This is a genomic window from Streptomyces griseobrunneus, from assembly GCF_046713465.1.
Lineage (GTDB): Bacteria > Actinomycetota > Actinomycetes > Streptomycetales > Streptomycetaceae > Streptomyces > Streptomyces microflavus.
Genome location: NZ_CP177080.1, coordinates 932196 through 952908 on the forward strand (window position 1 = coordinate 932196; position 20713 = coordinate 952908).

The following is a 20713-nucleotide window of genomic DNA, read 5'->3' on the forward strand; positions in this document are numbered from 1 at the left end:
TTGCCGCCCCGAGGATTCCGGCCCGGCAGCCCGGCAGGCGGCAGGGTGACGTCAGGCCCCTGGGGGTGTCACACCGGCGGCCTCCGTCGCGTCATGTCGGTGAGGGCAGGAATTTCGGTGACCGGCAGTGACCGGAACATTGACTAGGGTGGTCGGGTGGCAAGAGTCCGGTTGAACGTGGCGGAGCGGCGCGAGGAGCTGTTGAGGGCGACGGTCGAACAGATCGAGATCCGTGGGGCCTCCTCCGTGCGGATCGCCGATGTGGCGTCCGCGCTGGGGGTGAGCAACGCCCTGGTCCTCTACCACTTCTCGACCAAGGAGAAGCTGGTCGCCGCCGCCTTCGCGTACGCGGCCGAGGCCGACCTCGCCCATCTGCGGAAGCTGCTGGCCCGCCGCACGTCCGCCGTGCGGCGGCTGCGGGCCGCGGTGCGGTGGTACGCGCCGACCGGGCAGGCCAAGGGGTGGCGGCTGTGGATCGAGGGCTGGGCGGCCTCCCTGCGGGAGCCGGCCCTGCGCGAGGTGGCGGGCGACCTCGACCAGCGGTGGAAGGCGGAGCTGGCCGAGGTCATCGAGGAGGGCGCCGCCGCCGGTGAGTTCCGGTGCGACGACCCGGAGTCGGCGGCCTGGCGGCTGACCGCCCTGCTGGACGGCCTGGCCGTGCAGATGACGTCGTACGCGGGTCCGCTCTCCCGGGCCACGATGCTGCGCTGGACCGACGACGCGCTCGCCCGCGAGCTGGGCATCGACCACGCCGCGCTGACCGGCTGACTCCTCAGGTCTGGCGCACCGGGGCGTAGGCGGCGCCGTCCAGCCCGAACGTCCAGGCGACCCCGTCCTTGGCGGTCCGCGTCGCGGGCGGTACGCGGAGCCAGTAGGTGCGGTGCGTGCCGTCCGGCTCCGGGGTGGAGTTGACCACCTCGACCATCACCACGTCCTCGTCCCCGTCGAGCGCGATGCGCCAGAGGATGCCCGTCTCGTCGCGGTGGACGGGCTCGGCCCCCGACTCCGTGAGATAGCGGTCGTAGCCGTAGTACTCCAGCATCACGCGGCGCAGCTCCGCGTTCTCCTCCTCCCGTATGCGCTGCGGGGTGAGGGTCGCCAGCTCCGCCAGGAACGCGGCGGGCACCGGCATGCCGCGCCACGCGTGGAGGGCGAACCCGTCCCGGTAGGCGAGGGCCGCCCCTTCCCCGTGGTCGAGCCTGCCCGCCTCGTCGCGGTGCAGGACCTCGGGCCGCTCGCTGATCACGACGGCCCTCTCGTACGGCCACCACCAGCCGGCGTTCCGGGCGACCTCGGCCAGGCCGGTGAGGCGGTCGCCGCGCCCGTCGAAGGCTGCCAGCCAGGCGGCGTCGTGCTGCCCGAGCACCGCGTCGAGCAGCACCAGCCGCACCGCGCCCTCGTCCTCCGGCCGCGCCGCCAGATCGGCGACGACCCCCGACCGTATGCGCTCGGCGAGCGCGGCCGTGGTCTCCCACAGCTGGGCCCCCGTGGCGGACCAGAGAGCGGACCAGCCCGCCGGGCCCAGCTCGTCGTACATCCGGCGGCGCTCCTCGGCCCACGGCCGGGTGCGGACCTCTTCGCGCACCGAGCGTCCGGCGTCGGCCAGCTTCCCGACGGCTTGGACGGCGGCCCGGGGCGATTGGGCCCAGACGATCCGCTCGGGCTCGGCGAGGCCGGCGGTGCGGTAGGCGCGCCGCACGCCCTCCTCGGCGGCCGCCCGGTCCGCCGCGCCGGTCGCCGCCGCCACGTCCCGCCAGGAATTCACGTGCTGCATCGGTTGTCCCGTCCCCTGTTGTGCTCGGTCTGATGTCTGTCTTCTGTGCGGGTGGTCCGCCGTGGCGGCCGCAGGCGGCCGGCGGCTCCGGTCCCGGTCAGTCCGCGACGATGCGGATCGCGCCGGGCGCGTACTCCCGCTGGCGCACCACCCGGAACCAGCCCTGCGGCAGGGCGATCGTGGCGTGCTCCTCGTGCACCACCCGCCCGCCCTCGGGGAGATGGAGCAGCATCGGGCCGAACGGTCCCGCCTCCCGGATCAGTCGGCCGGGCCCCTGCACGGCGTGCGCGTGCCCGGTCACCTCCCCAAGCGCGAGCACCAGACGCCCCCGCCCGTCGCGCAGTTCGCCCGAGGCCTTGAGGAAGGGGGCGGGCACGGCCGACTCCTCCAGCGCCACGATCAGTACATCGCCCTGCCGGTACACAGACGTCTCCCCTCGATCGCGGCACCCGCTGTGCCGGCCATGGGAAAAACGCTACGGGCAGGGTCTGACAACGGGCCCTCCCCCGCAGGCTCGGAGAGTGCCGGCGGCCTCGGAGCCGTCCCGGTCGCGGCGTTGTCAGTGCGGCTTGATAAACCTTGCGGACATCAGCCGTCCCCAGGACCAGGAGTTCAGTGCGATGTACGGTGCGGAGCATCTGCAAGCGTTCGGCGGCCTTCCGGCCGTCGACTTCCAGCTCAAGGACGATCCGGCCGACCGGCCCGCCGCCGATGATGTGGCCTGGCGCATCTCCGTGGAGCCGTACGGCGACGACGACCGGGACCGGCCCTGGGAGCAGGAGTTCGCCGACTTCCTGGGCGCGGTCGACCCGGCCGGGGTCCGGGCGCTGATCATCGGCCAGTGGGGCGAGGCGTACGACGAGAACTCCGCCGTGCCCATCGGCCTGGTGATCGCCGCCGCCGACCGGCTGACCTCGCTGGAGGCGGTGTTCGTCGGGGATCTGGAGGCGGAGCAGGCCGAGATCACCTGGATCGAGCAGTCGGACGTCACGGCCCTGCTGGCCGCGTTCCCCGCGCTGACGGAGTTCGGGGCGCGGGGCGGCACCGACCTGGTGTTCCCGCCGGTGAAGCACGAACGGCTGCGGGCGCTGACCATCCAGGCGGGCGGCCTGCCCGTCCAGGTGGTCCGCGGGGTGCTGGACAGCGAACTGCCCGCCCTGGAGCGGCTCGACCTCTGGCTCGGCGTGTCGGCCTACGGTGGCGACACCGATGTGGCGGACCTCGCGCCGCTGCTCTCCGGCACCCGCTTCCCCCGCCTCCGCCACCTGGGCCTGCGCAACAGCGAGGTGCAGAACGAGATCGCGGCCGCCGTCGCATCGGCCCCGGTCGTCGCCCGGCTCAAGACCCTCGACCTGTCGAACGGGACGCTGGGCGACGAGGGTGCGGCCGCGCTCCTCGAAGGGCAGCCGCTCACCCATCTCGACACGCTCGATCTCCACCACCACTTCCTCACCGAGGCGATGGAGGAGCGGGTCCGCTCGGCCCTGGAGCCGCACGGGGTGCGGGTCGACCTGTCCGAGCGGAACGAGCCGTGGGGCGACCGGGGCGCCGAGGGCCGCTACACCGCCGTGTCGGAGTGAGGTGTCATGACGTACATCCGTATTCAGCATCCTGAGCACTTCCACGGCCTGCCGGTCCACACTCCGGCGGCGTCCGTGCCTCTGCCGGCCGCCGACGCGGTGGCCTGGCGGCTGGAGTGCGACTACGACGAGCAGACGGACTTCGGCGTCCTGTGGCAGCAGTTCCTCGACACCGTGGACACGGCCCAGGTGCGGGCGCTCGTCATCGGCCCCTGGTGGCGTGAGGAGTACACACCGTTCGCCCCCGTGGTGGAGCTGATCGTCGCTCACGCGGGCCGCTTCCCGGCCCTGCGGGGGCTGTTCCTCGCCGATGTGGTGGGCGAGGAGTGCGAGGTGTCGTGGCTGCGCATGTGCGACATCACGCCGGTGCTCGAAGCGCTGCCGCTGCTGGAGGAGTTCACGGTGCGGGGCTGCGGCCAGGAGGGGCTGGGGCTGCGGGCCATCCGTCATACGGCTCTGAAGTCACTGCGCTTCGAGTCCGGCGGGCTGCCCGGTGATCTGGTGCGGGCGGTCGCCGCGAGCGAACTGCCCGCGCTGGAGCGGCTGGACCTGTGGTTCGGCAGCTCGTGGTACGGCGCCGACGCCACGGTCGAGGACATCGGGCCGGTCCTGTCGGGCGGCACGTTCCCCCGGCTGCGCCACCTGGGCCTGCAGAACAGCGAGATCCAGGACGAGATAGCGGCCGCCGTGGCGTCCGCTCCTGTCGTCGCCCAGCTGGAGACCCTCGCGCTGTCCATGGGCACCCTCAGCGACACGGGCGGCGAGGCCCTGCTGAACGGGCAGCCCTTGAACCACCTGTCCACGCTCGACCTGCGCCACCACTACCTCACCGGCCCGGTGCTGGACCGCATCAGGGCCGCGTGCGCCCCGGCCGTGGTCGAGGGCGACGAGGCCGAGGAGGACTACGGGGACCCGGACGACGAACCGGAGCGCTATGTCGCCGTCAGCGAGTAGCCCCGGGAGCGCGCCGGCAGCGCGCTTCGCGGTGGTGGGCAATCCGGAGAACCGCCGGGTCGCCTTCTTCCAGGAAGCCGTGCGGGCCGCCGGGCTGGAGCCGCCCCGGGTCGTGTCCTGGCTCCAGGTGCTGGGCGGCGAGGCGGCGTTCGAGCCGGGCGAGACCGTACGGATCGACTCGCCCGGCGAGAACGCGGAGGTGGAGCGGCTGCTGCGCGGCGTCGACGATCCGACCCGGGTGGAGGGGTCCGCGCGGTGGTACGCCGGGTTCCTCACCGCGGTGGGAGAGGTGGCGCGGGCGGCCTCGGCAGCCGGTGCCGAGGTGCTCACCTCCCCCGGTGACATCGCCGCCCTCTTCGACAAGCGGCTCTGCCACGCCCTCCTGGAGGATGCGGCGGTCCCCGTGCCCGCCTCACCGACGTCCGGCCCCCGCGCGGCCCGGGTGCGGGACTGGTCCGACGTACGGGCGCTGATGCGGGAGCACCGGATGCCCCGGGCGTTCGTGAAGCTCGCCCACGGCTCCTCCGCCTCCGGGGTGCTGGCGGTGGAGACCGCCGGTCCCGGCCGGGTCAGGGCGAGCACCTCGGTGGAACGGGACGCCGAGGGACGGCTGTTCAACTCGCTCCGGGTCCGCCGGTACACCACGGAGCGGGAGGTGGGCGCACTCGTGGACGCGCTCGCCCCCGACGGGCTGCACATCGAGCGCTGGCTGCCGAAGGCGTCCCAGCGGGGGCGGGCCGCCGATCTGCGGATCGTGGTGGTCGGCGGCAGGGCGACCCACGCCGTCGTCCGGACGAGTCTCTCCCCCATGACCAACCTTCATCTCGGGGGCGCCCGCGGGGATCTCGACGAGGTCCGGGCCGCCGTGTCGGCGGTGGGCGGCTGCTGGCGCGAGGCGCTGGCGATGTGCGAGCGGGCCGCCGCCTGCTTCCCCGGGACGCTGTGCGTGGGCGTCGACCTGCTGCCCGGGGCCGGCTGGCGGCGCTTCGCCGTCGGTGAGGTCAACGCCTTCGGTGATCTGCTCCCCGGGCTGACCGGACTGCCGGGCAGCGGCGCCGAAGGACTGGACACCTATGCGGCGCAGGTCGCCGCCGTACTGGACCGAGCGAGGAACCACCGTGCCGTCACCCCTCTCTGAACCCGTCACCGACCCCGGACTGCCCGATATGGCCGAGGTCGTCGGCAGCCATGACCTGTTGCTGGTCACCCTGGACACCCTGCGCCACGACGTCGCCGTCGAGCTGGCCGCCGCCGGACGCATCCCGAACCTCGCCCGGCAGCTGCCCGGCGGCGTCTGGGAGAAGCGGCATGCGCCCGGCAGTTTCACCTACGCCTCGCACCAGGCGATGTTCGCCGGGTTCCTGCCGACGCCCGCCGCCCCCGGCCCGCATCCCCGGCTGTTCGCGGTGCGCTTCGCGGGCAGCGAGACGACGGCGGACGGCACGTTCGTCTTCGACACCCCGGACCTGGTGTCGGGTCTGGCCGCCGAGGGCTACCGCACGGTGTGCGTCGGCGGGGTCGGGTTCTTCAACCGGCAGGGGCCGCTGGGGTCGGTGCTGCCGTCCATGTTCCAGGAGAGCCACTGGGAGCCGGAGTTCGGCGTCGCGTCGCCGACCTCGTTCGAGGAGCAGGTGACCCGGGCCGAGAGGGTCGTGGCGGAGCTGCCGCATGAGCAGCGGCTCTTCCTCTTCGTCAACGTGGCCGCGCTGCACCAGCCGAACTGGTTCCACACTCCGGGCGCGACCCGTGAGGCGGGCGACTCCCGGGCCACCCACGCGGCCGCCCTGGAGTACGTCGACCGGCACATCGGCCGGCTCTTCGCCGCCGCGAGCAGCCGCCGCCGCTGTTTCGCGATCGTCTGCTCCGACCACGGCACTGCCTACGGCGACGACGGCTACACCGGCCACCGGCTCGGCCACGAAGCCGTCTGGACCGTGCCGTACGCCCACTTCTTCCTCGAACCGGGGGCCTCCCGATGACCATCAGCACCGCCACGGCAACCGCCACCGGTACGCCCGCACCGCCCGCCGTCCGGCCGTACGAGAGTTACGTCTACGCCTATCCGCACAAGACGGCCTACCGCCCCCTGCCGGAGCGGCCCGCGCTGCGCGAACTGTGGGCGGCGGAGCCCAAGGACGCGCTCTCCCTCTACCTCCACATACCGTTCTGCGAGGTCCGCTGCGGCTTCTGCAACCTCTTCACCCGGATCGGTGCGCCCGAGGAGCTGACGACCCGCTATCTCGACGCCCTGGACCGGCAGGCCGTGGCGGTGCGGGACGCGCTCGGCGACGACGCGCCGGTGCGGTTCGGCGCCGCCGCGTTCGGCGGCGGGACCCCGACCTTCCTCACCGCGGACGAGCTGGAGCGGCTCTGCGACATAGCGGAGAAGCGGATGGGCGCCGACCTGCTCGCGGTGCCGCTGTCGGTGGAGACGTCCCCTTCGACCGCGACCGCCGACCGGCTGGCGGTGCTGGCGGGCCGGGGCACGACCCGGGTCAGCATCGGTGTGCAGAGCTTCGTGGACGAGGAGGCCCGGGCCGCCGTCCGCCCGCAGCGCCGGGCCGAGGTGGAGGCCGCCCTCGGCCGGATCCGGGACGCCCGGATACCGGTGCTGAACATCGACCTGATCTACGGCATCGACGGCCAGACCGAGCGCACCTGGCTCACCTCGCTGGACGCCGCGCTCGCCTGGCGCCCCGAGGAGCTGTATCTCTACCCGCTGTACGTCCGCCCGCTGACCGGCCTGCACCGCCTGGGCGCAGCGGCCGGCCCGGAGGCGGAGGCCCTGGAGCAGGCCGCCTGGGACGAGCAGCGGCTGCGGCTCTACGCGGTGGGCCGCGACCATCTGCTGGCGCGCGGCTACGAGCAGGTGTCGATGCGGATGTTCCGGCACGCCGACGCCCCCCGGGAATCACAGGACGGCCCCGAGGACTACGCCTGCCAGACCGACGGCATGATCGGGCTGGGCTGCGGAGCCCGGTCCTACACGGCGGCCCTGCACTACTCCTTCGACTACGCCGTGGACATGCGGGAGATCCGTTCCATCATCGACGGCTTCACCGCCACCGGGGACTTCTCCCGGGCCGAGGTCGGCCGGTACGTCGACGCGGCCGAGGCCCGCAGGCGTCACCTCCTGCAGTCGCTGCTCCAGGCGGCGGGCCTGCCCCTGGCCGACTACCGCGCCCGCTTCGGCACGGATCCCCGCGAGGACTTCCCCGCCGAGCTGGAGCGGTTCGCGGAACGGGGCTGGCTGGACGCACAGGCGCCGGAGGGCCTCCTGCGGCTCTCCCCGCTGGGGCTGGCCCACTCGGACGCGCTGGGGCCCGCGCTGTTCTCCCCCGGGGTACGGGCCGCGATGGCCGCGTACGAGCGGAAGTGAGCGGGTCATGGACCTGACCATCCTGTACCGGGGCCCGCTGGCCTCGTGCGACTACGACTGTCCGTACTGCCCGTTCGCCAAACGACGCGACAGCAGGGCCCAGTTGACAGCTGACCGGGAGGCGCTGGAGCGGTTCACCGCGTGGGCCGCCACGCAGACCGGCGACCGGCTGTCGGTGCTGTTCACCCCGTGGGGCGAGGGCCTGGTGCGGTCCTGGTACCGGCGGGCACTGACCGAGCTGTCCCGGCTGCCGCACATCGGCAGGGTAGCCATCCAGACGAACCTCAGCGGCCGCACCACATGGCTGGCGGACGCCGATCCGGAGAAGATCGCGCTCTGGTGCACGTACCACCCGGGGCAGACGCCGTACGAGCGGTTCCTCGGCAGGTGCCGGGAGCTGTCCGCACGAGGCGTCCGCTACAGCGTGGGCGTGGTGGGGTTCGAGGCGCACCTTCCCGAGGCCCGGCGGCTGCGGGCGGCGCTGCCCGAGGAGGTCTACCTCTGGGTGAACGCCGCCGAGGGGCAGACGTACACCGACGAGGAGGCGGAGCGGTGGACCGAGCTGGACCCGCTCTTCCCCTACAGCAGGCACCCGCACCGTTCGGCGGGGCTCCCCTGCCGGACGGGCGAGTCGGTGATCTCGGTGGACGGCGACGGCACGGTGCGGCGCTGCCACTTCGTCAAGGCGGAGCTGGGCAACCTCTACGACGGCAGCTACCGCCGGGCGCTGGGGCCGCGGGCCTGTCCGCTCGCCGTGTGCGACTGCCACATCGGCTATGTGCACCTGGAGACGCTGCCGCTGTACGACGTGTTCGCGGGCGGCGTCCTGGAGCGGGTACCCGCCGGGTTCGCCGCGGGCGGGCCGCCGGCCGGGCCCGGCACCGCGGGCCTGTCCCGGCGTGCGCTTCCGCTGCTGGAGCCCTGACCGGAAAGGCGTCCTACAGGGGCAGCAGGTCCGGCCGTTTCGCCTCGACGTGGTCGCCGGACGACTCGCCGCGCAGCCGCCGGCCGATCCACGGCACGAGGTACTCCCGTGCCCACTGGATGTTGTCGCGCCGCGCGTCGAAGGGGCTCCGCTGGGCCTGCGGCGGCCAGGGCTGGTCCGGGTCGGCCGGCACCTCGTGGCCGAGGACCTGGGCGGCGCGCAGCGCGACGCGGGTGTGGCCCTCGGGCGACAGGTGGAGCCGGTCGGCGTCCCAGGCGCGCCGGTCCTGGACCGACCGCAGCGACCACAGGTCGAGCACGGGGCAGTGGTAGCGGTCGGCGATGGCCCTCAGGTGGACGTTGTACGTGGCGATCTTGCCGCGCATGTGGCGCAGCACCGGAACGCCCCGGGTGTCGAACCCGGTGGTGACCATGACGGTGCCGACCGCGTCGGTCAGGTCCGCGACGGCCCGCTCGAAGCGCTCGGCCAGATCGTCGGGGTCGGTGCCGGGCCGGATGATGTCGTTGCCGCCCGCGCAGAAGGTGACCAGGTCGGGGGCCAGTTCCTTGGCGCGGGGGAGCTGCTCCTCGACGATCTGGTCGAGAAGGCGTCCGCGTACGGCGAGATTGGCGTAACGGAAGTTCCCGTGCCGGGTCTCGTCCGGGCTCGTCGCTGCGTCGGGGGCCGGGAGCCGGTCGGCGAGCAGAACCGCGAACCGGTCCGCCCAGCCGACAAAGGTGCCGTCGGGGCCGGGGTCTCCGACACCTTCGGTGAAACTGTCCCCGATCGCCGCGTACGACCCGATGGTGTTCTGCTGCTGGGTTCTCGAATCGTCTGCCACAAGCACATATCCTGCACCGTTCAATGTGACCTACGCGACCGTAATACGGGGTTGACGGGTGGTGAGATAGACCACCCGGTCAGGTTTTGGTAAAGCCGGAATAAGTGGAGGGGCGGTGCGCCGCTGCGCACCGCCCCTCGATCACTTCTTGCTGCCCTCGGGTCAGAGGGAGACGCCGTGCTGTCGCAGGTAGGCGATCGGGTCGACGTCGGAGCCGTAGCTCGGGCCTGTGCGGACCTCGAAGTGGAGGTGCGGGCCGGTGGAGTTGCCGGTGGAGCCGGAGAGGCCGATCTGCTGGCCGCCGGTGACGGTCTGGCCGACCGAGACGTTGAGCGAGGACTGGTGGGCGTACTGGGAGTACATGCCGTCCTCGTGCTGGATGACGACCTCGTTGCCGTACGAGCCGCTGTTGCCGGCCGAGACCACGGTGCCCGGTCCGATGGCGAGGACGGGGGTGCCGGAGGCGGCCTGGAAGTCCGAGCCGGTGTGGTAGCCGCTGGACCAGCTGGCGCCGGAAGCGCGGTACTGGGTGGTGACGTTGGCGCTGGCGAGCGGGGCGGACCAGCCGGAGCCGTTGGCCTCGGAGGAACCGGTCTGCGCGGAGGTGCCGGCCGGCGCGGCGGCGTCGGACTCGTCGGCCGAGAGGGTGTCGCCCTTCGGGGCCTGCTCAGCCTTCTTCGGCGCGGCCTTGGGGGCGGCCTTGGGGGCGGCCTTGGGGGCCGGAGCGGCCTTCTTGGCCTCCGAAGGCGCGGCGGAGCCGGACGCCTTGGCGCCGAGGGTGAGCTTCATGCCCGGGAAGATCAGGCTGGGGTTCTCGCCGACGGCCGAGCGGTTGTCCTGGTACAGCTTCTGCCAGCCACCCTTGACCTGGTGCTCGGCCGCGATCTTCGCGAGGTAGTCGCCGGAGACGACGGAGTACGTCTTCGGGGCGGCCTTCGCCTTGGCGGGCGCGGCCTGCGGGGCGGACTGCACTGCGGCGGCCGTGGCGGCCGCGGGGGCCGCCTTCTCCGCGGCGTGGGCGCCGGTGGCGCCGATCAGCGGGAGGGCGAGTACGGCGCCGCCGGTGCCCGCGGCGATGACGCCGCGGTGGATCGGGCCGGACTTGGTACGACGGTGCTTACCCTTTGCGGGCATGGGGAAGTTCCTCTCCGGCGCCTGCGAGGTGAGCTGTCGGGTTCGGGCTGGAGATGCCCGGTCGCCGGGTGGCGACTTCACCCCGAGCCGGTCCGGATCGCTCCGGGCCGGCGGCTTACCTGGTTCCCCCGCTCCTGCCACGCGTGAGTGGGTTGGGTGCGAATTCCGGGCGGCGGCAGGATTAGGCGGTCCGTCCGGATTGACGGTGACCGTAAACGAGTGAGGACGGCAGGAACAAGCCGTCGGTTGCACACCGGAATCATCGATTCAATTTCGCTCCGGATTTCCCGTCACACTCCGTGGATTACGGATCTTGGCTTTCCGTACGGATACCGGGAAAACATCCGGGCGCAGCCGCCACGGTCCGTCACGGATATGATCCCGCTCACCTACGGAATCCCATCTCCCCCATTAGCGGGGCATGTTCTACGAAATACACCAATACGGACACACCGTGCGCGCCTCCCCTGACACACCATCAGCGGACCGCTGATTTTCCGCCGAATCGATGTCGTATCGTCACAGGGGCGCCCTCGCCGGAGAGCCGCGCCGACGCCAGAGATCCAGGAGCCACCGTGACGCAGCAGGTGCCGCAGGTCCCGCCGACAGAGACCGCACTCACCGGAGTGCGCAACTTCCGCGACGTGGGCGGGCTCCCCACCGCGGACGGGCGGCGCACCGCCTTCGGCAGGCTCTACCGCAGCGGTCACCTGGCGCACGCCAGCGCCGATGACGCGCTCTTCCTCGGCGGGCTCGGGCTGCACACGGTCTTCGACTTCCGCAACTCCGCCGACCACAAGCTCGACGGGTACGACATCGAGCTGGCCGGTGTCCGTAATGTCAGCATTCCGCTCTCCGACCCGGCCGACGGAGCCGAGTTCTGGCGGCTGGTGCGCGACGGGAACATCGAGCAGCTGCGCTCGATCCTGGCGAACGGCAAGGGCACTGAGCGCATGCTGACCATGTACCGCTCGACCATCGTGGACCGCACCGCCGAGCACAGCCGGGTGCTGCACGCCCTGGCGGAGGACAGCGTGCCCGCGCTGATGCACTGCGCGGCGGGCAAGGACCGGGCCGGTCTGTCGATCGCGGTCTCGCTGCTCGCGGTCGGCGTCGAGCGCGAGGCGATCGAGGCGGACTACCTCAAGTCCAACGATCCCCACCGGCGGTACAAGGTGAAGCGCTCGGACATGTCCGAGACAGGGATGTCCGCCGAGGTGATGGAGCTCCTCAACCCGCTCTTCGGGGCGGAGGCCGCCTATCTCGCGGCGGCGTTCGCGGCCATTGACGAGACCTGGGGCACGACGGACCGCTACCTGGCGGAGGGGCTGAAGGTCTCCCCCGAGACCCGGGAGCGGCTGCGCGAGCGGCTGCTAGACCAGGGCTGAGAAGGCAAAGGCCGCAGGATCAGGGCTGCGGGATCAGCCGGGCGGTCACTCCGCGCCCGCCACCACGAAGAGCAGGTAGAGGAAGGCCGCGATCACATGGCCGACCACCAGGTAGGCGAAGAGCCGGATGATGAGACCGCGCGGCATCCGCCGCTCCTGGGTGTCCTTCGTGGCCTTGGGGTTCCTCGGGGTCAGCGGGTCGTAGCGCTCGGAATCGGACATGACGGTCCTCTCTGCCGGCCTCGCGGCCGGGGGAACGAAGGGGTCAGCGCGCGTGCAGTGCGTTGCCGAGGCAGAGCTCGGCCGCGGGGCTCTGCAGCAGGGAGTGGACGAAGAGCAGCTCCGCCCCGCCCCGGTCCAGGGCCGCGATCCGGTGCGGGGTGAGCGAGTCGAAGTGGGCGCTGTCGCCCGGGTCCAGATCGTGCACGGTCTCCCCCAGCGCGACCCGCAGCCGCCCGCCGAGGACGTACAGCCACTCCTCGCCGGGGTGCACCCGCACCAGATCGCCCTGGGCGCCGTACGGGACGCGGACCCTCAGCGCCTGCATGGCGCGGCCGGAGCCACCGGCCCGGCGGTACATCCAGCCGTCGGCCTCGGCGCCCTCGAAGGCGCCGCCCCGGATGACCGCCTCCCGCTCTGGCGGCTTCTCGCCGAGGAGTTCGGAGACCGTCGTACCGTAGATACGGGCCAGGCCGAGCAGCATGGGCAGCGAAGGCTGCCTGCGGCCCGTCTCCAGCCGGGAGAGGTGGGCCGGGGAGAGTCCGGCCCGCTGGGCCGCGGTCTCCAGGGTGAGATCGCGCCCGCGGCGCAGCTCGCGCAGTCGGGGTGCGACGCCGGGGAGCTCGTCGGCCACCCCTTCGTCCGGAGGATTCATGCCTCCATTGGGCCAGGAACTTTCCTCCCGGGCAAATAATTTGCCCCGGAGGCAAAAACTCAACGGTTGGCGACCGCCTGTTTGACGAGGGTCCGGCCGAAGTCCCACATCAGGCCGCCGCCGCTGTGCGCGTCGTCCATGACCTCCGTGAACGCCGCCACGAAGCGGTCCACCTCCGCCTCCCCGATGATCAGCGGCGGGATCAGCTTGATCACCTCCAGGTGGTCGCCGGAGACCTGGGTGAGGATGCGGTGCTTCTGGAGCAGCGGCACCACGACCATCTGCGCGAAGAGACCCTTGCGGGCCGCCTGGAGCATCGTCCAGCGGCTGCGGAGCTTCAGCGAGGACGGACGGCCGAACTCGATGCCGATCATCAGCCCGCGCCCGCGCACCTCGTGCAGCAGCTCGTAGCGGTCCACCAGCGCCGCCAGCCGCTCCCGCAGGAGATCACCGGTGCGCCGGGCATTGGCGACGGTCTCCTCGTCCTCCATCACCGCGAGCACCGCGAGCCCCGCCGCCATGGCCTGGGCGTTGGAGCCGAAGCTCGCGGAGTGGACGAGGACCCGGTCCATCGAGGAGTAGACCTTGCGGAAGATCCAGTCCTTGCCGAGCGTCGCGCCGACCGGCACATAGCCGCCGGAGAGCGCCTTGGCGACGCAGACGAGGTCGGGCTCCACGCCCTCCTCGTGCTGGTAGGCGTAGAAGTCCCCGGTCCTGCCCAGGCCGGTCTGCACCTCGTCGGCGATCAGGAGCGCCCTGTGCCGGTGCAGCAGCTCCTGCGCCTCACGCAGGAAGCCGGGCGGCGCGGCGTGCACCCCCTTGCCCTGGACGGGCTCGACGATCAGCGCGGCGACGTCTCCGCGCTTCAGCTCCCGTCGCAGCGCGTCCAGGTCACCGAGCGCGATCGGGGTGTCGGGCAGCAGCGGGGCGAAGCCGTCCCGGAAGCCGCTCTCGCCGTTGACCGAGAGGGAGCCGGTCGTCAGCCCGTGGAAGGCGTGGGTGCAGTACAGGACACGGGGTTTACCGGTGGCGTACCGGGCGAATTTCAGTGCCGTCTCGACCGCTTCGGTACCGCTGTTCCCGAAGAAGACGCGGTCCAGGTGCGGGCTGTGGCCGAGCAGCTTCTCGGCGAGCAGTCCGGGCAGCGGCTGGCAGTCGAAGCGGGTGAGGTCGGCGAGCTGGGCGTCGAGCACGTCGTGCAGGGCCTTGCGCACGACCGGGTGGTGCCGGCCGATCCCCATCACACCGAACCCGGCGAGCATGTCGAGGTAGTCGTTGCCCTCCGCGTCCCAGAAGTACGCCCCCTCGGCCCGCTCGTAGACCTTGTCGAAGCCGATGGTGTGCAGCATGCGCGGCAGCTGGTGGTTGAGGTGACGCGCATGCAGCTCGTACCGCTCGGCCCCGCGCTCCGCCAGGAGCCGTCCCAGGTCGAAGCCCTGGGGACCGCCGTCCGTCATCGCCCGATCTTCTCCTTCGGTACGTTCCGGGGGCCGGAGCAACCGGCCCCCTCCCCCGTCACGGTGTCACCGGTTGCTGCTGATGGTCTCCCGGGCCGCGCGCAGGGACTCCTTCAGCGACCCCATGGTGGCGAGCACCGCCGTGGGCTCGTAGCCGCAGTGCGCCATGCAGTTGGCGCAGCGCGGGTCCTTGCCCCGGCCGTACTTCTCCCAGTCGGTCTCCTCGATGAGCTGACGGTACGTCGGTACGTAGCCGTCGCTCATCAGGTAGCAGGGCCGCTGCCAGCCGAAGAGGGAGTAGTTGGGGATGGCCCACGCGGTGCAGGGGAAGTCCGCCTTGCCCTCCAGGAAGTCCAGGAAGAGCGGTGAGTGGTTGAGCCGCCAGCGGGCCCGGTTGCCGCCCGCGAAGGCCTTCTTGAAGAGTTCGCGGGTCTGGTCGACGCCGAGGAAGTGCTCCTGGTCGGGGGCCTTCTCGTACGCGTAGGCGGGCGAGATCATCATCTCGTCGACCTTGAGGTCGTCGTTGAGGTAGTTGAGGACCTCGATGATGGTCTGCGGGGTGTCGGTGTTGAAGAAGGTGGAGTTGGTGGTGACGCGGAAGCCGCGCCGCTTGGCCTCCTTCATCGCCGCGACGGCCTCGTCGAAGACGCCTTCCTTGGCTACCGATTCGTCGTGCCGCTCGCGGAGTCCGTCGATGTGCACGGCGAAGGCGAAGTAGGGCGACGGGGTGAACTTGTCGAGCTTCTTGCGCATGAGCATCGCGTTGGTGCAGAGGAAGACGTACTTCTTCTTCGCGACGAGCTGGCGCACGATCTCGTCGATCTGCGGGTGCATCAGCGGCTCGCCGCCGGCGATGGAGACCATGGGGGCACCGGATTCGAGGACCGCACCCACTGCCTGTGCGACCGGCATGCGCTGCTTCAGGACACCCGCCGGGTGCTGGATCTTCCCGCAGCCCTCGCAGGCGAGGTTGCAGGCGAACAACGGCTCCAGCTCGACGATCAGCGGGAACTTCTCACGCTTGCGGAGCTTCTGTTCGAAGAGATACGTCGCAACCTTGATGGACTGACGGAGCGGCATGGCCATCTAGCTCACCTCCTGGGGAGCAGTAAAGATCGGTGCCATTCGTAGAAAGCCGGTAGGACGGCTCGGAGTACGCGGAAGGCTGATATTCCACCGCGTACCGTGCCGATGCGGACGAGCTCATGCTCTGGAGCGTCCACGACCACCCGGACGGCCGCAACCGGGCGTGGTCCGTGGCACAGGGCGGTACGCAGTGTCGCGGCGGATTCCATGTCCACCGCGATGGCCCCGGTGGACCGCAGCGCGGCCCGCTCGGGGCCGCGTACGACATGGTCGGAGCCGGTCAGCGAACCGGTGTGGACCCGGCTGCCGGGGGCGGCCCTGGCCAGGGCCGCGACCAGCAGCCCGGTGCCGGTGCAGGGGGTGGCGCCGTCCGCGTCCCGGGTCTCCTCGGCGACGACCAGGTCCCCGGGGTGCATCCCGGGGGCGAGGCCGGCGCAGAAGCCGGAGGCGATGACGGCGGCGTCCGGTAGGCCACCGGGGGCGAGGGCCGCCGCCACGGCCGCCTCCGCCGCCCGGGGGCCCATACCGGTACGCAGGACCCGCACGGGGCCCCCGGGGCGCTTCCCGCTGCGCAGGGCCAGCTGCTCGATGCCCAGCGCGCAGGCGACGAGCAGCGGCGCCTGGGGGGCCGCGGGCCCCGGTGCGCCGGCCATCAGGCGCCCTTGGCCGCGCCCGTACGGTCGGCGAACGGGTCGCCGTACGCGTAACGCCCGAGTGCCGTGAGGGGGAAGACCTGGCGGTAGAGGTGGTAGTTGATGGAGAAGTCCCAGGGAAAGCCGGTGCCGGTGAAGTACGGCTCGTCCCAGGAGCCGTCGGCCTGCTGGGCCTCGGTCAGCCAGGTGACCCCGCGGGCGACGGCCCGGCTGTCTCGGCGCCCCGCGGCGAGCAGGGCGAGCAGCGCCCAGGCGGTCTGGGAAGCGGTGGACTCACCGTGCCCGATCCACTTCTCCTCCGTGTACGAGCGCAGGTCCTCGCCCCAGCCGCCGTCGTCGTTCTGCACGGACTCCAGCCAGGTCACCGCCCGGCGGATCGAGGGGTGCGCGGCGGGCAGTCCGGCGGCGACCAGTGCGGGCACCACCGACCCGGTTCCGTAAACGTAGTTGACGCCCCAGCGGCCGAACCAGGCACCGCACGCCTCCTGTTCGGCGAGCAGCCATTCGATGCCCCGCCGGGTACGGGGGTGGCGGCCGAGCCCCTCGACGGCGAGCATCTCCACCACGTGCCCGGTGACATCGGCCGAGGGCGGGTCGATGACCTCGCCGAAGTCGCAGAACGGCAGGCGGTTGGGGAAGGGGCTGGTGTTGTCGGCGTCGAACGCGCCCCAGGCCCCGTTGCGGGACTGCATGCCGAGGTTCCAGCGCACCCCGCGTTCGATGGCGGCTTCCAGCCGGGCGGGGTCGGGGTGGCGGACCCGGCGCAGCGCCAGGACGACTTCGGCGGTGTCGTCGATGTCCGGGTAGTTGTCGTTGTGGAACTCGAACGCCCAGCCTCCGGGGGCGAGTTCGGGTCTGCGTACCGACCAGTCGCCGGGCCGGGTGATCTCCTCGGCCAGCATCCAGTCGGCGGCCCGCACCAGCGCCGGGTGGTCGGGTCTGAGTCCGCCGTCGACCAGGGCGATGGTCGCCAGGCAGGTGTCCCAGACGGGCGACTGGCAGGCCTCGACCATGCGGGCGCCGTCCTCGCGGTGGACGGCGAACCGTTCCAGCGAGGCCAGTCCGGCCTTCATCACCGGGTGGTCGAGGTCGTAGCCGAGCAGATGCAGGGCGATGACGGAGTAGACGGCCGGGGGCTGGATGCCGCCCCAGCAGCCGTCGTTCTCCTGGCGCTCGATGATCCAGCGGGCCGCCACGTTCATCGCGATCCGGCGCAGTGGGCGCGGGGCGAGCCGGTGGTAGAGGTGCAGCCCCTTGTCGAGGCGCTGGAAGAGGCCGTCCCAACTGGCCGCCGGGGCAGGCTTCCTGGGCGGGTTGGGGTGGGCGGGATCAGTGTGCAGCTCGTCCAGGGCGAAGGGCGCGGGCCGTACGGGGCGCTTCGCGGAGACGATGGTCAGCGGAACGATGGTCTGCCGGGCCCAGCAGCCGAAGTCGTAGATGTTGAGCGGGACCCATTTGGGGAAGAACATCAGCTCGGGCGGGAGTTCGGGGAGGTCGTCCCACTTCCACCAGCCGAACAGGGCCAGCCAGATCCGGGTGAAGACGCGGGCGGCCGCGATGCCGCCCTGCTCCCTGATCCAGGTGGAGGCGCGGGCCATGTGCGGCTCGTCGGGGCGGTCCCCGGCCAGTCGCAGGGCCACATAGGCCTCGATGGTGGCGGAGAGGTCGCTCGGTCCGCCATAGAAGGTGTTCCAGGTGCCGTCGCCGAGCTGTTCGCCCCGGATGAAGAGGGCGGCCGCCCGGGTGGTCTCCGGGTCCAGGATTCCGAGGAACTGGCGCAGGAGGAGGTCCTCGGCGTCCATCGTGACGTTGGTGGCCAGGTCGCCCTTCCACCAGCCCTGCTCGTCCTGTCTGCCGAGGAGGTGCTCCACCGAGCGTTCCGCGGCCCGCCGCGCGGCGTCGAGCACGTCGTCCGCGGCGGTGGTCGTGTCGGCCGGATGTCCCGCCGGGGCTGCGGAGAGGTTCGCGGCCCCGGTGGATCCGTCGGTCGTCGCTGTCATGAGCTTCCCCTTACGTGCAGTGGTTTCTCTGCTGTGCTGGGGTCTCCGTCGGCCGGCGCCCCTTGTCAGGGCGCCGGCCGGCGACTGCGAGTCATATGCGCGTGCTGATCATCTCTTCCGCACCACCACGAAGTCCGCGAGCGCGGTGAGCTGCTCCCGTACCTGGTGCGGCATGTCGACACCGTGCAGTGCCTCGATGGCGACCGCGTGCTGACGACGGGCTTCCTGGGCGGTCCACTCGCGGCCGCCCGCCTCCTCGATGAGCGCCGCGCGGGCGGCGAACTCCTCTTCGGAGAAGCTGTCGAAGTCGCTGCTCTTGGCGTCGGCCGCGAGCAGTTCGCCGAGCCGCTCGGAGGCCGGGCCGCCCGCGGCGAGCGCGGCGACGACCGGGAGGGACTTCTTGCGCTGGCGCAGGTCGCTCCAGGTCTGCTTGCCGGTGGCCTCCGGGTCGCCCCAGATGCCGAGCAGGTCGTCGACGGCCTGGAAGGCCAGGCCCAGGTGGTAGCCGTACGCCTCCAGGGTGTCGGCGGTGCGGTCGTCGGCACCGCCGAGCACCGCACCGATGGAGACCGCGCAGGCCAGCAGGGCGCCGGTCTTGTTGCCCTCCATCTCCAGGCACTCCTCGACGGTGACCCGCTCGCGGTGCTCGTAGGAGATGTCCTGGGCCTGCCCGTCGATGAGCTTGCGGGTGGCCGAGGTCAGTCGGCGGGCGGCGCGGCCCGCCTCGACCGTGCCGAGCTCCAGCAGGACGTCGTACGCCAGGGCGAAGAGCGCGTCGCCGACCAGGATCGCCTGGGCGGGGCCGTGCACCTTCCACACGGTGTCGCGGTGGCGGCGCTGTTCGTCGCCGTCCATCAGGTCGTCGTGCAGCAGCGAGAAGTTGTGTACGAGTTCGACGGCCACGGCACCGGGGATGCCCGCTTCGGCGGGGGCGCCGGCCACCTCGGCCGACAGCAGGGCGAGCGCGGGGCGCACGGCCTTGCCGCCGTCACCGTCAGAGGGCCGTCCTTCGGCGTCGATCCAGCCGAAGTGGTAGGCCGCGACGGTGTCCATGGGCGGCGCCAGCCGGTCCACGGCAGCCCGCAGCACCGGCGCTGACAGGGCTCGTCCGCGCTCCAGAAGCGCGGTGACATCCGTGGTCTGCGCCACGGTGTCGGAAGCCGGATTCGCCGGGGTCACTGACTCTCCTTCTGTTCCGGTGGTAATGCTCATGCCGCCTCCTGCAGCGGATGTCCATGGGGCCGGCCGAGGGCGTGGAGGGCCGCGTCGGCGGCCTGGAAGCCACTGCGCACGGCACCCTCCATCGTCGCGGGCCAGCCGGTGGCGGTCCAGGCGCCCGACAGATGCAGTCCGGGCACCCGTGTGCGGGGGCCGGGGCGCAGCCGGCCGACGCCCGGGGCCGGGGCGAAGGTGGCGGTGCGCTCCCGGGTGACGAAGAAGTCCCGGACACCCGCACCGCGTGCGGCGGGCAGCAGCCGCTCCAGTTCGGGCAGGTAGCGGGTCCGCAGCTCGGCCACGGGGAGGTCGATCTCGTCCTGGGCGGCGGACTGGGAGACCGCGAGATACTGCCCGGGGCCCTTCAGCCCCGAGGAGTGGGTGCGGTCGAAGACCCACTGGACCGGGGAGCCGATGGCGGCGAAGAACGGGCGGCGCAGCACCTTGCGGTCGTAGACGACGTGCACGTTGAGGATGGGTGCGTTGTCGATGTCGAGGAGCAGGTCCGGTTCGTCCAGGGCTCCCGCGGGCAGCAGGTCGTGCGTCTCGGTCTGCGGTACGGCGAGCACGACGGTGTCGGCGGTGATCCGCTCCCCCGCGCTCTCGACGCTCCAGCGGCCGTCCTCGGTGCGGGTCAGGGAGCCCACCTTGGCGCGCAGTTCGGTGCGGACGCCGGCGGTGTCCAGGGCCTTGCGGGCGAGGGTGTCGTGCAGCTCGCCGAGCGGCACGGTGGCCCAGCCGATGTCGGCGGCGCCGGGCTCCGAGAGCAGGCCGGTCTTGAAGACCTTGGCGGCCAGGGCCATGGAGGCGTTGGGGGCGGTGGCGTTGAGGGTGGCGACGCCGACGAGGTCCCAGAGCGCCTCGATGGTGCGGTCCGACTGGCCGTGCTGCCTCAGCCAGGTGGCGAAGTCGATGCGGTCGAGGGCCGGGTCGGCGGGGTCGAGGCGGCCGAGCGCGAGGGCGGCGCGGCCGACGTTCGCCTTCTCCTTGAGGGAGAGGTGCGGGTAGGCCGCGAGGCCGCCGGCGAGGTGCAGCGGTACGGGCAGGCCGGTGCGGCGCAGCCTTCCCAGGCGGGGTCCGGCTTCGCGGCCGACGTCCAGGACGGGGACGTCCAGGCGGTCCTGGAGCGGGGCGAGGTGCGTGCCGTCGACGCGGTCCAGGAACCAGCGGTAGCCGGTGCAGCAGCGCAGATAGACGTGCTGGCCGTTGTCGACGGTGAGGTCGCCGCGCTGGAAGGAGAAGGCGAGGCCGCCGAGGCGGGGCCGTCCTTCGAGAAGGGTGACGTCGAGTCCGGCGTCGGCCAGGCGCAGGGCCGCCGTGATGCCGGCGAGTCCGCCTCCGACGACGACCGCGACGGGGCGCGGGGTCTCGTCGCTCATGCCTGCCCCTCTCGCCGGGTCGTCACGGATCGCCGGGTCGCCCCGGAAGGAATCGTCGCAGTCGTGGACGCGTC

The 20713-nt window shown here is 72.1% G+C and carries 20 protein-coding genes and 1 riboswitch; of the genes, 8 read left to right on the top strand and 12 right to left on the bottom strand.

The genetic code is table 11. The features are described 5' to 3' along the window. Positions 1-156 precede the first annotated feature (156 nt). The gene (locus ACK8N7_RS04380; RefSeq protein ID WP_031123563.1) at positions 157-768 is read left to right on the top strand and encodes a TetR/AcrR family transcriptional regulator; all 612 of its coding nucleotides are present in this window, start codon (positions 157-159) and stop codon (positions 766-768) included. Between the two features lie 4 nt (positions 769-772). Here the strand turns inward: ACK8N7_RS04380 and ACK8N7_RS04385 are convergent, their stop codons facing one another. Together ACK8N7_RS04385 and ACK8N7_RS04390 are read right to left on the bottom strand one after the other, a co-directional pair. Continuing rightward, positions 773-1774, bottom strand: a complete 1002-nt coding sequence (locus ACK8N7_RS04385; protein WP_403210552.1) for a DUF6745 domain-containing protein — start codon at positions 1772-1774, stop codon at positions 773-775. A 97-nt stretch (positions 1775-1871) separates the two neighbouring features. Next, positions 1872-2198 carry a DUF8820 family protein gene (locus ACK8N7_RS04390; protein ID WP_018513243.1) on the bottom strand — a complete coding sequence of 109 codons (327 nt, stop codon included), beginning with the start codon at positions 2196-2198 and terminating at the stop codon, positions 1872-1874. Positions 2199-2394: 196 nt separating this feature from the next. Between ACK8N7_RS04390 and ACK8N7_RS04395 the strand changes: the two genes are divergently transcribed. The 6 genes from ACK8N7_RS04395 to ACK8N7_RS04420 are packed head-to-tail and all read left to right on the top strand — an operon-like array spanning position 2395 to position 8612. Next, positions 2395-3354, top strand: coding sequence for an STM4015 family protein (locus ACK8N7_RS04395; protein WP_403210550.1), 960 nt, complete (start codon positions 2395-2397; stop codon positions 3352-3354). Positions 3355-3360: 6 nt separating this feature from the next. Further along, positions 3361-4308, top strand: a complete 948-nt coding sequence (locus ACK8N7_RS04400) for an STM4015 family protein (RefSeq protein WP_500441034.1) — start codon at positions 3361-3363, stop codon at positions 4306-4308. Next, complete coding sequence (locus ACK8N7_RS04405; protein WP_403210546.1) at positions 4289-5446, top strand: STM4014 family protein; 1158 nt, start codon at positions 4289-4291, stop codon at positions 5444-5446. The genes ACK8N7_RS04400 and ACK8N7_RS04405 overlap by 20 nt, the downstream gene beginning before the upstream one ends. Positions 5447-5474: 28 nt before the next feature. Then, positions 5475-6287 (top strand): STM4013/SEN3800 family hydrolase, encoded by an 813-nt coding sequence (locus ACK8N7_RS04410; protein ID WP_403210996.1) that lies wholly within the window; start codon positions 5475-5477, stop codon positions 6285-6287. Then, a complete protein-coding gene (locus ACK8N7_RS04415) occupies positions 6284-7687 on the top strand; it encodes an STM4012 family radical SAM protein (protein WP_500441036.1) in 1404 nt (467 codons plus the stop codon). The genes ACK8N7_RS04410 and ACK8N7_RS04415 overlap by 4 nt, the downstream gene beginning before the upstream one ends. A gap of 7 nt (positions 7688-7694) precedes the next feature. Further along, entirely contained in the window at positions 7695-8612 is a 918-nt protein-coding gene (locus ACK8N7_RS04420) for an STM4011 family radical SAM protein (RefSeq protein ID WP_500441037.1), read from the top strand. A 13-nt stretch (positions 8613-8625) separates the two neighbouring features. Here ACK8N7_RS04420 and ACK8N7_RS04425 read toward each other — a convergent pair whose 3' ends face one another. Together ACK8N7_RS04425 and ACK8N7_RS04430 are read right to left on the bottom strand one after the other, a co-directional pair. Beyond that, on the bottom strand, positions 8626-9453 hold the full coding sequence (locus ACK8N7_RS04425; RefSeq protein WP_403210540.1) for an SGNH/GDSL hydrolase family protein: 828 nt from the start codon (positions 9451-9453) through the stop codon (positions 8626-8628). 162 nt (positions 9454-9615) lie between these two features. Next, positions 9616-10587 (bottom strand): M23 family metallopeptidase, encoded by a 972-nt coding sequence (locus ACK8N7_RS04430; protein ID WP_500441039.1) that lies wholly within the window; start codon positions 10585-10587, stop codon positions 9616-9618. A 3-nt stretch (positions 10588-10590) separates the two neighbouring features. Continuing rightward, positions 10591-10756, bottom strand: a riboswitch (cyclic di-AMP (ydaO/yuaA leader). A gap of 406 nt (positions 10757-11162) precedes the next feature. Between ACK8N7_RS04430 and ACK8N7_RS04435 the strand changes: the two genes are divergently transcribed. Then, complete coding sequence (locus ACK8N7_RS04435; protein ID WP_403210536.1) at positions 11163-11975, top strand: tyrosine-protein phosphatase; 813 nt, start codon at positions 11163-11165, stop codon at positions 11973-11975. A 45-nt stretch (positions 11976-12020) separates the two neighbouring features. Here ACK8N7_RS04435 and ACK8N7_RS04440 read toward each other — a convergent pair whose 3' ends face one another. The 8 genes from ACK8N7_RS04440 to hpnE form a co-directional block, all read right to left on the bottom strand. Next, a complete protein-coding gene (locus ACK8N7_RS04440) occupies positions 12021-12197 on the bottom strand; it encodes a DUF6126 family protein (RefSeq protein WP_015612712.1) in 177 nt (58 codons plus the stop codon). Between the two features lie 43 nt (positions 12198-12240). Beyond that, positions 12241-12849, bottom strand: coding sequence for a helix-turn-helix domain-containing protein (locus ACK8N7_RS04445; RefSeq protein WP_403210534.1), 609 nt, complete (start codon positions 12847-12849; stop codon positions 12241-12243). 59 nt (positions 12850-12908) lie between these two features. Continuing rightward, the gene (locus ACK8N7_RS04450) at positions 12909-14306 is read right to left on the bottom strand and encodes an aspartate aminotransferase family protein (RefSeq protein WP_403210532.1); all 1398 of its coding nucleotides are present in this window, start codon (positions 14304-14306) and stop codon (positions 12909-12911) included. Positions 14307-14372: 66 nt separating this feature from the next. Then, entirely contained in the window at positions 14373-15392 is a 1020-nt protein-coding gene (gene hpnH / locus ACK8N7_RS04455; protein ID WP_403210530.1) for an adenosyl-hopene transferase HpnH, read from the bottom strand. A gap of 5 nt (positions 15393-15397) precedes the next feature. Continuing rightward, complete coding sequence (locus ACK8N7_RS04460) at positions 15398-16045, bottom strand: phosphorylase family protein (protein WP_403210528.1); 648 nt, start codon at positions 16043-16045, stop codon at positions 15398-15400. Further along, entirely contained in the window at positions 16045-18045 is a 2001-nt protein-coding gene (shc, locus tag ACK8N7_RS04465) for a squalene--hopene cyclase (RefSeq protein ID WP_500441044.1), read from the bottom strand. The genes ACK8N7_RS04460 and shc overlap by 1 nt, the downstream gene beginning before the upstream one ends. A 108-nt stretch (positions 18046-18153) precedes the next feature. After that, entirely contained in the window at positions 18154-19257 is a 1104-nt protein-coding gene (locus ACK8N7_RS04470) for a polyprenyl synthetase family protein (protein ID WP_015612706.1), read from the bottom strand. After that, positions 19254-20639: a hydroxysqualene dehydroxylase HpnE gene (gene hpnE / locus ACK8N7_RS04475; RefSeq protein ID WP_500441046.1), complete on the bottom strand. Its 1386-nt coding sequence runs from the start codon at positions 20637-20639 to the stop codon at positions 19254-19256. Before hpnE ends, ACK8N7_RS04470 begins: the two co-directional genes overlap by 4 nt. Between the last annotated feature and the right edge of the window lie 74 nt (positions 20640-20713).

Coding starts and splice junctions, on each gene's coding strand:
- ACK8N7_RS04385 (WP_403210552.1), bottom strand. CDS start 1,774: ATGCAGCACGTGAATTCCTGGCGGGACGTGGCGGCGGCGACCGGCGCG.
- ACK8N7_RS04395 (WP_403210550.1), top strand. CDS start 2,395: ATGTACGGTGCGGAGCATCTGCAAGCGTTCGGCGGCCTTCCGGCCGTC.
- ACK8N7_RS04400 (WP_500441034.1), top strand. CDS start 3,361: ATGACGTACATCCGTATTCAGCATCCTGAGCACTTCCACGGCCTGCCG.
- ACK8N7_RS04405 (WP_403210546.1), top strand. CDS start 4,289: ATGTCGCCGTCAGCGAGTAGCCCCGGGAGCGCGCCGGCAGCGCGCTTC.
- ACK8N7_RS04410 (WP_403210996.1), top strand. CDS start 5,475: ATGGCCGAGGTCGTCGGCAGCCATGACCTGTTGCTGGTCACCCTGGAC.
- ACK8N7_RS04415 (WP_500441036.1), top strand. CDS start 6,284: ATGACCATCAGCACCGCCACGGCAACCGCCACCGGTACGCCCGCACCG.
- ACK8N7_RS04420 (WP_500441037.1), top strand. CDS start 7,695: ATGGACCTGACCATCCTGTACCGGGGCCCGCTGGCCTCGTGCGACTAC.
- ACK8N7_RS04430 (WP_500441039.1), bottom strand. CDS start 10,587: ATGCCCGCAAAGGGTAAGCACCGTCGTACCAAGTCCGGCCCGATCCAC.
- ACK8N7_RS04440 (WP_015612712.1), bottom strand. CDS start 12,197: ATGTCCGATTCCGAGCGCTACGACCCGCTGACCCCGAGGAACCCCAAG.
- ACK8N7_RS04445 (WP_403210534.1), bottom strand. CDS start 12,849: ATGAATCCTCCGGACGAAGGGGTGGCCGACGAGCTCCCCGGCGTCGCA.
- ACK8N7_RS04450 (WP_403210532.1), bottom strand. CDS start 14,306: ATGACGGACGGCGGTCCCCAGGGCTTCGACCTGGGACGGCTCCTGGCG.
- hpnH (WP_403210530.1), bottom strand. CDS start 15,392: ATGGCCATGCCGCTCCGTCAGTCCATCAAGGTTGCGACGTATCTCTTC.
- ACK8N7_RS04460 (WP_403210528.1), bottom strand. CDS start 16,045: ATGGCCGGCGCACCGGGGCCCGCGGCCCCCCAGGCGCCGCTGCTCGTC.
- shc (WP_500441044.1), bottom strand. CDS start 18,045: ATGACAGCGACGACCGACGGATCCACCGGGGCCGCGAACCTCTCCGCA.
- ACK8N7_RS04470 (WP_015612706.1), bottom strand. CDS start 19,257: ATGAGCATTACCACCGGAACAGAAGGAGAGTCAGTGACCCCGGCGAAT.
- hpnE (WP_500441046.1), bottom strand. CDS start 20,639: ATGAGCGACGAGACCCCGCGCCCCGTCGCGGTCGTCGTCGGAGGCGGA.